The 12,585-nt window shown below is 53.1% G+C and carries 13 protein-coding genes; all 13 read left to right on the top strand.

Annotated elements, in window-relative coordinates; all coding sequences use genetic code 11:
* A partial coding sequence (locus tag Q7V48_15650) for an N-acyl homoserine lactonase family protein (protein ID MDO9212157.1) occupies positions 1-246 on the top strand: 246 nt, incomplete at its 5' end.
* Positions 247-417: 171 nt separating this feature from the next.
* Positions 418-1,185, top strand: a complete 768-nt coding sequence (locus Q7V48_15645) for an RraA family protein (GenBank protein MDO9212156.1) — start codon at positions 418-420, stop codon at positions 1,183-1,185.
* 104 nt (positions 1,186-1,289) lie between these two features.
* A complete protein-coding gene (vorB, locus tag Q7V48_15640) occupies positions 1,290-2,363 on the top strand; it encodes a 3-methyl-2-oxobutanoate dehydrogenase subunit VorB (protein ID MDO9212155.1) in 1,074 nt (357 codons plus the stop codon).
* Positions 2,364-2,379: 16 nt separating this feature from the next.
* Complete coding sequence (locus Q7V48_15635; protein MDO9212154.1) at positions 2,380-3,123, top strand: thiamine pyrophosphate-dependent enzyme; 744 nt, start codon at positions 2,380-2,382, stop codon at positions 3,121-3,123.
* Between the two features lie 269 nt (positions 3,124-3,392).
* Entirely contained in the window at positions 3,393-3,938 is a 546-nt protein-coding gene (locus tag Q7V48_15630) for a 2-oxoacid:acceptor oxidoreductase family protein (GenBank protein MDO9212153.1), read from the top strand.
* 124 nt (positions 3,939-4,062) lie between these two features.
* Entirely contained in the window at positions 4,063-4,269 is a 207-nt protein-coding gene (locus Q7V48_15625) for a 4Fe-4S dicluster domain-containing protein (protein MDO9212152.1), read from the top strand.
* A 128-nt stretch (positions 4,270-4,397) separates the two neighbouring features.
* On the top strand, positions 4,398-5,684 hold the full coding sequence (locus Q7V48_15620; protein ID MDO9212151.1) for a lactate racemase domain-containing protein: 1,287 nt from the start codon (positions 4,398-4,400) through the stop codon (positions 5,682-5,684).
* Positions 5,685-5,800: 116 nt separating this feature from the next.
* Positions 5,801-6,889: an iron-containing alcohol dehydrogenase family protein gene (locus Q7V48_15615; protein ID MDO9212150.1), complete on the top strand. Its 1,089-nt coding sequence runs from the start codon at positions 5,801-5,803 to the stop codon at positions 6,887-6,889.
* Between the two features lie 85 nt (positions 6,890-6,974).
* Positions 6,975-7,598, top strand: a complete 624-nt coding sequence (locus Q7V48_15610; protein MDO9212149.1) for a DUF6282 family protein — start codon at positions 6,975-6,977, stop codon at positions 7,596-7,598.
* 80 nt (positions 7,599-7,678) lie between these two features.
* Positions 7,679-8,653 carry a TAXI family TRAP transporter solute-binding subunit gene (locus Q7V48_15605; protein MDO9212148.1) on the top strand — a complete coding sequence of 325 codons (975 nt, stop codon included), beginning with the start codon at positions 7,679-7,681 and terminating at the stop codon, positions 8,651-8,653.
* A gap of 85 nt (positions 8,654-8,738) precedes the next feature.
* Positions 8,739-10,685, top strand: coding sequence for a TRAP transporter permease (locus Q7V48_15600; protein ID MDO9212147.1), 1,947 nt, complete (start codon positions 8,739-8,741; stop codon positions 10,683-10,685).
* A gap of 180 nt (positions 10,686-10,865) precedes the next feature.
* Positions 10,866-11,399, top strand: a complete 534-nt coding sequence (locus Q7V48_15595; GenBank protein ID MDO9212146.1) for a 2-oxoacid:acceptor oxidoreductase family protein — start codon at positions 10,866-10,868, stop codon at positions 11,397-11,399.
* Positions 11,389-12,585 (top strand): 2-oxoacid:acceptor oxidoreductase subunit alpha (locus tag Q7V48_15590; protein MDO9212145.1); only part of this gene is annotated, 1,197 nt, incomplete at its 3' end. The genes Q7V48_15595 and Q7V48_15590, both read left to right, overlap by 11 nt.

The raw sequence follows: 12,585 nt of genomic DNA, 5'->3' as shown, positions 1-12,585 counted from the left end.
CTCCAGGCTGTGGCCGTCAAGACCTCCCAAGGCACGGCGATTGTCGGTTCTGATTGCGCTCATATTTTCCGCAATTACCAAGAGGACTGGCCCAGCGCCTTGATCGTTGACCTGGTAGGCTGGATGAAAACGTATGATAAGTTGAGGAAGAAAGCGTCTTCCCCCGACTTGTTGTTCCCCGGCCATGACCCCCTCATGTCTAAAAATTATCCTGAGGTGGCCAAAGATATTACCAGGTTGGCTTAAGTAATCCTCCGCCAGCTCTTTCTACATTTTCCATCCCTTCCTCCTAACCCCGGTGAGGAGGGCAGAATGCTTTTTCTCTTTGACAAAAGTTCTTAATTCAAGGTAAAAAAATATATGGTGTTTTTTGCCGGGGGCAATGAATCTTTACCTGGCCAATAACAGGGGCGCAGAATGAAAAAGGTTCCCGAAAAATATCGTAAGCGGCTGATGGGCCTGATTCCCATCGAACGGATTATAGCCTGGAATATCCCCCGCCCGCCACAATCCCTCCTCCAGGAGTTACTCAGTTACGACGGACTTACCCCTACTTTTTCCGATATTCTCGATTCGATGGGAATAGCTGGGGCGATTCCGGGTTCGGTTTTAAAACCCGTCCTGTCGGGGAAAAAAATTGCCGGACCAGCTGTGACTTTGAAATACGTCCCCGAGCGCCTGACTCCGGCTCAGTCCTTCCATGAAAAAGCAAGGGCTAAGTTGGCCGACCGCGATGCCTATGCCCTGGCCGAACCTGGAGACGTGGTGGTTATCGACGGGGGAGGTAGAGGAGACATCTCGGCCATGGGCGGCCTATCCACCCTGATCGCCAAAAAGTACGGGTTAACCGGAAATATCGTGGATTGCGGCGTCCGGGACGTGGAGGAGATGAGAAATCTGGATTATCCGGTATGGTCCCGGGGGGTCACTCCGATCACCGGTAAATTCCGCTTCGAAGCTTTAGAAGTCAACGGGCCTGTGGTCTGCGCCGGCGTTTCGGTCCATCCCGGGGATTTGGTCGTTGCCGATGACACGGGGGTGGTCATCATCCCCCAAAAATTTATCGGCATTGTTGTGAACCAAGCCATCGAAGTTTCCAAGAGGGAAAAAAAGCTCGTCGAGGCCATCGAAGAAGGATCTTCGATGGACCAGCTCAAAAAGATTCTCGATCCAAAAAAATGGTAGCTCAATTTCGGAATGAGGATTGCGGAATGCGGAATGAAAATTTAGAATTCTTATTCCGCAATCCGCACTCCGAATTTCGCATTCAAGATGGAGGTTTTTAAAAAATGGCTTTAGAACTCATGCGCGGAAACGAAGCGATTGCCGAAGGGGCCATCCGCGCAGGGTGCCGATTTTACGCCGGTTATCCCATCACTCCGCAGAATGAACTCTTTGAGTACATGGCCAAGCGCTTGCCCCAGGCGGGGGGTATTTTTTTGCAGTGCGAAAGCGAAGTGGCCGGGATCAACATGATTTGGGGTGCGGCCTGCACAGGCACGCGGGCCATGACCTCTTCATCCGGGCCAGGAATCAGCTTAATGTCCGAAGGACTGACCACTTTGGCCGCCGGACAGCTTCCTTGCGTGGTGGTGGATGTTACCAGGGCTGGCCCCGGGTTGGGACGAATCGCCCCGGCTCAATCGGACTATCGGCAGGTAACCAAAGGCGGAGGACACGGAGATTATCGGGCGATTGTCCTCGGGCCAGCCTCCACCCAGGAAATGGCGGAATTGGTTGCGTTAGCTTTTCATCTGGGCGACCTTTATCGGAATCCGGTAATCATCCTGATGGACGGAATGCTCGGACAGATGATGGAACCTGTAGATTTTGACCTGGTAAAGCCTCTTCCCGTTCCTGATAAACCCTGGGCTTTGAGGGGCAAGGGAGACGGGCCACGGAAAATGATCTATGCCGCTCCTTTTGATGACCCCGGCCTTATCCAGCTCAATCAGGAGCTAACAGAGAAGTACCGCCAAATCGAAGAAAGGGAACAACGCTGGGAAGAAATACTGCTCGATGGAGCAAAGCTCGTAGTGATGGCCTTCGGGAGTGCGGCCCGGGTAGCACTGGATGCAGTTCAGGTCGCCCGAGCAGAAGGATTGCCAGTGGGGATGATCCGGCCGATTACTCTCTGGCCCTTTCCTCAGAAAGGCCTGGCCAAGCTCCGGCAAACGGCCAAGGCTTTCCTTGACGTCGAAATGAACGCCGGCCAGATGCAGGAAGACTTAGAGCGCGTAGTAGGTCCGGATTTTCCCATCTACCATCTGGGCCAGGGCGGAGGGAAAATCATCTATCCGGACGAGGTTTATGAAGAAATAACAAGATTATTTCAGATTGCGGATTGCGGATTGCGGATTTAATGGAGATATATTTTTTATGAAGAAAATTTTCGGAAGACCTGATTCTTTAACCGACTTCCCCTACCCCTATTGTTCGGGGTGTGGTCATGGAATCGTTCAGCGCTTGGTGGGAGAAGCCATGGACGACTTGGGCATCGTAGGTAGAGCCATCGGGGTCACTTCCGCGGGATGTTCCGTTCGCAATTGGAAACAGTTTGCATGCGACATGACCATGGGGTTGCACGGCCGTGGACCGGCTGTGGCTACGGGCTTGAAGCGGACCGCTCCCGAATGTATTATTTTTACCTACCAGGGTGATGGCGACCTGGCTGCTATCGGTACGGGGGAAATCGTCCATGCCGCAGCCCGTTGCGAACGGATCACCGTAATCTACGTCAACAACGCGGTCTTTGGCGCCACAGGTGGCCAACAAGCCCCAACTACCCTTCTGGGTCAGAAGACCACCAGCTTTCCCGGGGGGCGCGATCCTCGAACCGGTGGTTATCCGCTGCGCATGGCTGAAATGCTGGCTGGTGTTTCTCCGGAATCTTTTATCGCCCGAGTTTCTATCCACGACGTTAAACATATCAACCAGGCAGCTAAAGCAATCCGCCGGTCCTTCGAAGTCCAGCTGAACGATGAAGGCTTTGCCCTCGTCGAATGCCTCTCCATGTGTCCCACGCAGTGGAAGGTCTCGCCTCTGGATGCAGTAAAGTGGATCGAAAAAAATATGATTCCTTATTATCCGCTGGGAGAGTTTACAACTCCCCAAGGAAATTAAAAATTTTAACCACAGAGGACACAGCGTTCACCAAGAAAAAAATAAATAAACTTAAAACCTTTAACTCGAATTTTTTTAACTCTGTGTTCTCTGTACTACTAACGTGCAAAATCTCGAAATTTTGTTAAGCAAATTTGAAGATCTCCCCCTCACCCTGCCCTCTCCCCCTTTGGGGGGAGAGGATGAAGGTGAGGGGGGCCGATGGGTTTTGGTTGCGGCTATGCCGCGCTGTGTACTCTGTGGCAAATGATTTTTGGGATGTGGTTTTTATGCATGAATCAGTAATCATGTCAGGCTTTGGAGGGCAAGGCATCCTGCTCATGGGACAGCTTCTTTGTTATGCCGGGATGCACGAGGGAAAGAATGTGACCTGGATGCCCTCTTACGGACCGGAGATGCGGGGAGGGACGGCCAATTGCACAGTCATGCTTTCCCCGGAGAGAGTCGGATCACCCGTGACCCGTCATCCTTCCTCCCTCATAGCTATGAATAAACCCTCCCTGGATAAGTTTGAGAGTGTCCTCCAGCCTGGTGGCTTCCTGGTTATCAACTCTTCCCTGGTGGAGCGGGACTCCCAGCGTTCCGACTGCAGGATCATTAAAGTCCCAGCGAACAAGATTGCCGAAGAAGTGGGCACCCTCCAGGTTACGAACATGGCCGCACTGGGAGCCTATGTGGGGGGGAGAGAGGTCGTTTCCCTGGAGTCAGTCATTGTCGCTTTGCGGCGGATGATCCCCGAACATCGCCAAGAATTGCTTGCGGTCAATGAAGAAGCGCTGCGCCGCGGCGCCGAAGCCGCCGCAAAACAGAAATAATATTTGGGACGCAGATTTGCGCCGATTTTTTACCTAGCGCCTTGGGCCTTATGCCTTGCGCCGTTTTTATAATCCTGTAAATCTGCGTTGATCTGCGTCCTAATAAATTTGAAATAGGAAAAGAATGATGGGAAAGATCGACATCGATAGAGAACGGTGTAAAGGTTGTCAGCTTTGCCTGATTACCTGTCCCAAAAAAATGATTCGCCTTGCAGAAGATTTTAACGAAAAAGGATATCATTTCGTCCTTTTTGAAAATTCCGGGGAGTGTACCAGCTGCACCATGTGTGGAAAAATCTGCCCGGACATGGCCATTGAAGTCTTTAAATAAAAATACGCAGAGAGCAGAGAGCAGAGCGCCAAGCGGCGCGGGCGATTCTCTATTTTGGTACCCTTGAACCGTTTTTTACGCTATGCTCCATGCGCTCTGCGCTATCCTTTGGTAAGGAGGTTAATATCATGAATTATCCGCAAGTATATCGCCTTCGTCAGAAGTTCGACCGCACGGTGGTCCAGGATATTCCAGGAACAGTGCAGGCTGAATTGAAAAAACTCTCCCTGGAAGGCCGCGTCAAACCCGGTCAACGTATTGCCCTCACTGCCGGGAGCCGGGGCGTGGCCAACATTGCGGTGATTTTAAAAGCAGCCGTGGCCTACCTAAAGTCCCTGGGGGCAAGACCTTTTATCTTTCCCGCCATGGGCAGTCACGGAGGGGCGACGGCCGAAGGGCAAGCAGACCTTCTCGCCCACTATAACGTGACGGAGGCTTTCACCGGAGCCCCCGTTCTTTCCTCCATGGAAGTAGTGGAGATCAGCAAGACCGAAGACGGTGTTCCGGTCTTCATTGACCGGAATGCTTCGCAAGCGGATTGGATCATTGTGACGAACCGCATCAAACCCCATACCAAATTCAAAGCCCCGATCGAGAGCGGGTTGATGAAGATGATGGCCATCGGCATGGGCAAGCAAAAAGGGGCGGAGTATTACCACAAGGCGGCCATCCAATATACCTTTCCCAAAATCATCGTCGATGCGGGAAGGGAGGTTTTGAAGAAAGCTCCCGTTTTGTGCGGACTGGGGATGGTGGAAAACGGATATGACGAAACAGCGAAAATCGTGGCTCTGAAACCTGAAGAGCTGGAAACGAAAGAACGGGAACTGCTTGAGACGGCCAAGCAGATGATGCCCCGGCTTCCTTTCAATGAAATCGATCTTTTAATCGTGGATGAGATGGGCAAAGATATCAGCGGCACGGGGATTGACCCAAATGTCACCGGGAGAAACCGCGATCTAATAGGAGTCTTTCCCCATCCGACGAACATCAAAAGACTTTTTGTCCGCGACCTGACCTCCAATTCCAACGGAAACGCCACGGGAATTGGATTGGCCGACTTAACGACCAAGCGGCTGGTAGACAAGATCAACTATCAGGCAACCTACATGAACTGCATTACGGGCATCAGCTTGGAAAAAGCTGCCGTTCCTATGCATTTTGAAAACGACCAGCAAGCCATCAAGGTGGCCTTGGGGTCCATTGGCTTGACGCCTCCGGAAAAGAGCAAGATCGTGCGCATTAAAAACACTCTGCAAGTGGACGAAATAGAAGTTTCCGAAGTTTACGGAGAAGAATTGAGAAACAGATCGGACCTGGAAGTACTGGAAGGCCCCCAACCCATGTCCTTTGATAAGCAGGGAAATTTACTTCCGCTTCTCGTTCATGGCGGCGCCCGCAAAGGGGATCTTTAAAAGACCAGTTTAAATTTAATAGGACGCAGATTTGCGCAGATAACAACAGATAATGATTTTCTTTTTAGATTATCCTGATAATCTGTGTACATCCGTGTCCAAAAAAGTAAAAAAAGATGATTGATATATTCGTAGGGTGCAAGCAGTACATCCAACGGGAGGGGGTTCTGGCAGAAGCCGGAAATTACCTCAAGGGTATTGGCCGTCGCCCGCTGGTTTTAGGCGATGAATTGGTTTTATCTATTGTGCGACCAACCTTAGAGGATGGATTGGCTGCAGCTGGCCTTTCTCCTTCCTTCGTTCTTTTTGAAGATGAGTGCAGCCTCGGCGAAATTTCCCGAGTAGAGGCCATCGCCCGCCAACAAAATTTAGATTTTATCGTAGGAACGGGAGGGGGCAAAGCCATTGACACTTCTCGCATGGTCGCGGATCGGATGAAAGTTCCTTTGGTAACCATTCCCACCAGCGCGGCTACTTGCTCGGCAGCCTCCGCCGTAGCTGTGGTCTACGAAAAAGGAGTAAGGCAAGCAACGGTGAATGGCAAAGGTGCCGACTTAGTATTGGTTGATTCTGCCATATTGTCCCGGGCTCCCAAACGTCTATTGGCGGCGGGCATGGGGGATGCCCTGGCTAAATGGTATGAAGGAAAGCCGGGTTATGACCAAGCCCGGCAACACGATGCAGCTACCCAAGCCGCTATGACCTTATCCACTCAGGTCAAAGAGACTGTTTTTTCATTGGGGTTGGAAGCCAAAAGGGATGTTGAGGCGCAGAGGAATTCCAGCGCCGTGGAAAGGATCGTGGAAGCCGACATTCTTTTGACTGCCATTATTGGGGGTCTGGGAGGTTCGAAGTTTCGCATTGCCGTGGCCCATGCTCTTCTTTACGGGCTCACGGTTCTCCCTCAGATCCATCAAAATCTCCACGGAGAAATGGTGGCCTATGGCACCATCGTGCAGCTTTGCCTGGAAAAGAATGAAAATGAATTAAAAGTTCTTCTCCCCTTCTATTCTCAGCTGGGACTCCCCTTAACTCTGAAGGAAATCGGGCTTACCAACGCCGAGGATCCCCTCTTCTGGGAAGGGCTAAAGCGCACCTGTGCTCCAGGGAGCTCTGCACACAATATGCCTTTTCCCGTGGACGAACAAAAGCTTTACCAGGCTATGATCGAGGCTGACGAGCGTGGCAGATCATTGAGAATCTAACCTTCTTCCGGGGGACTGAAGAAAAGGAGGTGAAAGAAAATCAACTCAGTCTCCATCACTTAAAACTATCTTTAAAAAGGGAGGAATGATCAAGTTTACGGGTGGCTGTGGAAAGATCGTCTGGTTGCCAACCCATGATGCGGCCAATCACAAATCCTTCTTTGCCAAGAAACCTGATGCTGGAGGAATCAGAGTCATCGATGCTTCTGGAAATGTGATTCCTCAGCTTCGCGAAGTTTTGAAGTTAGTAGCCAAGGCAGACATTATTTTCGCTACGGGCCATGTCTGGGCTCAAGAAGTATTTGCTTCCGTTAAGGCTGCTAAACGGGAAGGGGTCCGAAAAATCTTGGTAACCCATGCCATGCAGTCCCCGGGTGAATTGTCCATCAGCGATTTAAAGCGCTGTGTAGAAGCGGGGGCTTTCATTGAACATTGTTATCTGACCTACCTGATGGGGCCTCAGGCAGCATTGGGCTGGATGAAGGGCTGGAAGCATGTCCCCATCGAAGAATTCGCTAAAGCCATCAAAGAAGTAGGGGCGGAAAATTGCATAATTGCTACGGACCTCGGACAGTATATGAATCCCACTCCCGCCGATGGAATGAAGGAGTTTATCCTGGCTCTGATGAGCAAGGGCATTAACCAAGAGCAGATCAACTGGTTGGCCAAGAAGAATCCGGCCCGCCTTTTAGGGCTGGAAGCTTTCTGATTGCCGTCCGAAAGGATGATTGCAGAGGGGCCAAAACTCTGCCCCTCTGCGTTTTTCCAGATGGGGAAAAGGAGGAAATCATGAAAATAAAAAAATTGTTTTTTCTGAGTTGCCTTGTCTTCTTGCTCTTTGGACTGAATGGAACGAATGCCCCGGCGGCGGAGTGGCCCAAGACCGTTTCCATCGGCACCGCTTCCGTCGGGGGAACTTTTTACTACGTTGGCGGGGGCTTTGTCAAAATCTTCGAGAAGATGGGGATCAAGGCTACCGTCGAAGTCACCGGGGGGTCGGTGCACAACCCCAAGCTCATCCAGTCGAAGCAGATCCTCTTTGCCACCATCGCCCAGGGCTCGGCTTATGAAGCCTGGACCGGGACCGGATGGGCCAAACAGAAACATGACAACCTCCGCTCGGTCATGGCCATCTTCCCCTCGTATGGGCATGGATATGCGCTAAGGAAGAAAAACATCACCAACTTCCGCGATTTCAACGGAAAAGTCGTCAGCGGGGGGCCCCCGGGTGGAACTTCGGACATGTACCTGCGCAACATCGCAGTCCTGCTGGGGATGAAATATTCCCGCGTGGTCACCGTCCCCTTTTCCGACACGGTAAACCTTATGCAAGACGGCATGATCGATGCGGGCTGGAACAGCGGCGGCATTCCCCACGGGGCGACCAATGAAGTCACCTCCACCCTGGATGGAGTGGTCGTAGGATTTCTTCCGGAAGATCTGAAGAAAATTGAAGCCAAGTATCCTTTCCTTTCTCCCACGGAGATTGCCGCTAATACCTATAAGAACCAGACCGCCCCGGTTCCGGCGACCGCCGACTGGTCGGCCATCTTTGCCCACAAAGATGTACCCGACGACCTGATCTACAAGTTCTGTGAGCTCTCCTTCGCCAACTATGACCAGCTGGTGGCGACCCACAAATCCCTTCAGGATGCTACCGCGGCGAATCAGAAATTCCTTAGTCTTCCCCTCCATCCGGGCGCCTACAAATACTTCAAGGACAAAGGAATTCCCGTCCCGGATAAGGCCCTTCCGCCGAAATGAAAAAGGAAAGAGGAATAACCCGCGGATCGGCCATCCGCCATGAAAAGGAGGATGGCCGATCCCCCGCCCGTAAAGAAAGCAAATCATGTCCGAAGAAAAAAACATCCTAAAGTTGCTGGAAACGGAAGGGGAAGAGGGACTTCCCAAGAGGAAGCTTGCGGGACATCTGAGTCAATTCGTACGATGGGTAGCCATCTGCATGTCTATCTGGCAGGTTTTTGTCCTGGGCATCTATCCGATGGATCCTTTTCAGTTGCGGGCCATCCATCTCTGTTTTACCCTGATTCTGACCCTTTTCATCTTCAAAATCCACCGGAGCTCAAAGGACGACGGCCTGCATTTTCTGGACATCCCCCTGTGCCTGGCGGCCGTTATCTCTACCCTTTACATCTTTATTGACTTCGACGAACTGATCCAGCGCACCGGCGTGGATCCCACTTTCTGGGACATCGTTTTCGGAACGTCTTTTGTCCTTCTGGTCCTGGAGATGACCCGCCGGACCACCGGTTACACCCTGGTCATCCTGGCCTCTGTCTTTATCGGATACACGCTCCTGGGCCAATATCTGCCCGGGGGGATGCGCCACGGAGGGTACAGTTATGCCCGCATGGTGAGCTTCCTCTTCGGCACCGAAGGGATCTTCACGATCCCTCTGGGAGTCTCTTCCACCTACGTTTTCCTCTTTATCCTCTTCGGTTCTTTCTTGAGCTCCTCCGGAGCCGGGACTACCTTTACGGATCTGGCCAAGTCCGTGGCCGGGTGGGCCCGGGGAGGCCCGGCAAAGATCTCGGTCATCGCCAGCTCTCTCTTCGGCACCATCTCCGGTTCTGCCGTGGCCAACGTCATGGTGGACGGATGGATGACCATCCCCTTGATGAAGAACGTGGGCTACCGTCCCCAGATGGCCGGAGCCGTGGAGGCGGTAGCTTCCACGGGCGGGCAGATCATGCCGCCGGTCATGGGCGCCGGGGCTTTCATCATGGCCGAGGTTCTGGGCCTCACCTACACCAAGATCATCGTGGCCGCGACGATCCCGGCCATCCTTTATTATTTTGCCCTTTACTGGATGATCGACTTCGAGGCCCTCCGGTACAACCTAAAGGGCATCCCCCGGGCCGAGCTCCCCAAAGCTTCGGCGGTTCTTTCCCGGCAGGGGCATCTCCTTTTGCCCATCGTGGTCCTCCTCTTCTCCCTCATCGTGTTGGAAACCTCCCCGATCCGCGCAGGCCTTTGGTCCTCTTTATCCATCATCCTCGTCAGCTTTGCCCGCCGGGCCACTCATATGGGCTGGAGAAAGATCAGCGAGGCCCTGGAGGGAGGAGCGAAAGGAATCCTGGAAGTTGCGGCCACCTGTGCCTGTGCGGGGATCATCATCGGCGTGATGGCCCTGACCGGCCTGGGGGGCCGAATCTCGGCCGCGTTGATCGCTCTATCCGGCAATTCCTTAATCCTGGCCCTGTTTCTCACCATGATCGTTTCTTTTATCCTGGGTATGGGCCTTCCAACCACGGCGGCCTATGTTATCTGCGCTAGCACGATTTCCCCGGCCCTTACCCAGATGGGAGTTCCCCCTTTGGCCGCGCATATGTTCATTTTCTATTTTGCCTGTTTGTCGGCCATCACCCCACCGGTGGCCCTGGCCGCCTTTGCTGCCGCCGGGATTGCTCAAACCGGCCTGTGGGGTGTGGGTCTGTGCGCGGTTAAAATTGCTGCCGCCGGATATATTATCCCTTACATGTTCGTTTACGGCCCCGCTCTGCTCATGATCGGATCCTGGGGGGAGATTATTTATTCCCTGGCCACGGCTTGCGTCGGAACCGTCTGTCTGGCCGGGGGGTTGCAGGGCTGGTTCCTGAAGGTGATCACCTGGCCCCAGAGGATCCTTTTGATCATTGCGGCTCTGGGTTTGATCAAACCCGGATGGATGACCGATCTCCTCGGGGCTATCATTCTGGCCATCGTCATTGTTTCCGTCAAAATGGGGTATTATAAAAAGGAAGAGGTCGCTATTCTCCCTTCAGGGGTTCGGTAAGAAGCCAGGCCTTTTCCGCGACTGGGCGAGGGAAAAGGGGCCTGCGGCCAGCATCCGTAGGGGCGGTTCGCGAACCGCCCCTACAATCCTAGCCTCGCGAGCTTGGATATTTCTTCATAAAAGCATATTGATATTGATTGCACAGTAAGTGCCTAATCAGAAAGGAGGGCAAGGCGTAGAATGAAACGCTATGAAATTCGCATTGCTGGCTTTGGCGGCCAGGGGGTTGTAACAATCGGCAAAATCCTGGGAGTGGCCGCTGCTCTCCACGATAAAAAGAACGCTGTGCAAACCCAATCCTACGGGCCTGAGTCGCGGGGTGGGGCCTGCAAATCGGAAATCGTATTATCCGATGGAGAGATTCATTACCCGAAAGTTCGCTCTGCCGATGTGCTGGTGGCCTTATCCCAAACCGCTCTGGACGTTTACCTTAAAGACCTCAAGCCCGGTGGTTTTTTGATTATCGACCCACTTACGGTTTTAAAGGAAGTTCCCCGTTCAGACATCCAGGTGGTCAAAGTCCCCACTGCCGAGATCGCTCTTAAAGTCGGCAATAAGAAATTTCAAAACATGGTGGCGCTCGGAGCCCTTTGCCAGCTGACGGGGGCCGTCTCTTCCCAGGCCCTGGAGATAGCGATCGGGGAATCCGTCCCTCCCAAGACTCTGGCGCAAAACCTCGAGGCTTTTCAGAAAGGGATCGAATATGTCCGTTAATGATCATACGGCCTTTGAGCCCCTTCTTACCGAAGAGGAGGCGAAAAAGGTCCTGCGCGGGCCCCTCCCCCCGGGAGACTATTATCTATTCGGGAGTGATGCGTGCGTGGAGGGGGCGATCTTCGCCGGCTGCCGGTATTACGCCGGTTATCCCATCACCCCCGCCTCTGAAATTATGGAAAAAGCTGCTGAACGGTTGCCCCAGGTGGGGGGCCGGTTCATCCAGATGGAAGATGAAATTTCATCGGCTTGCTCCCTCATCGGGGCATCCTGGGCCGGGGTCAAGGCCATGACGGCTACTTCCGGGCCGGGTTTTTCGCTCATGATGGAGGCGGTCTCCTTTGCCATCATGTCCGAGACCCCATTTCTCATCGTCAATGTCCAGCGGCCGGGGCCGGGACAGGGATATATTACTTCTTCCCAGGAAGATGTAATGCAGGCCAGGTGGGGCCACCATGGCGGCGGAGCCCTCATTGCCCTGGCGCCGTCGTCGGTACAGGAGATGTTTGATTTTACCATCCAGGCCTTTAACTACGCAGAGGAATGGCGCGTACCCGTGATTTTGCTGGCCGACGAAACCGTGGCCCACATGCGGGAAAAGTTGACGGTTCCGGCCCGGGATCAGATCAAAATCACAAATCGGATTAAACCCCAGGATCTGGGGATTCCCTTAGAGAAGTATCTCCCCTACGAACCCTATGAAGGGAAGGTTCCCCCCATGCCCGCCTGGGGCGATGGATACCGGGTTAATGTCGTGGGGCTGGTGCATCACCCGGATGGAAACGTCACCAAGTATACCCCGGAAATGCACTTGGCCTGTGTGAGCCGAATTTATCAAAAGATCGAAGATCATGCCGACGAAATTGCCCAGGTAGAAGGATTCTTCTTGAAGGGCTGTAGGAATCTCGTTGTGGCTTATGGTACGACAACTCGTTCGGCCTTGGAGGCAGCCCAGGAATTGCGGGGCAAAGGAATGACAGACTTGGGTTTCCTCCGTCTAAAGACCCTATGGCCATTCCCTGACAACAAGATCCGCTCGATGGTCGGCCAGCTGGAAAATGTCTTTTTCCCGGAGATGAACCTGGGGTATATGATCCACCCCCTGAGGGAGGCGCTGCGAGACCGGGCGAAAAACTTCATTCCGATCCCCTGCCTGGGTCAACTACATTCTCCGGATCTGATCATA

It is taken from the genome of Deltaproteobacteria bacterium, from assembly GCA_030654105.1.
In the GTDB taxonomy this organism is placed as follows: Bacteria; Desulfobacterota; SM23-61; order SM23-61; family SM23-61; genus JAHJQK01.
This window is presented reverse-complemented; position numbering and strand designations above follow the sequence as displayed.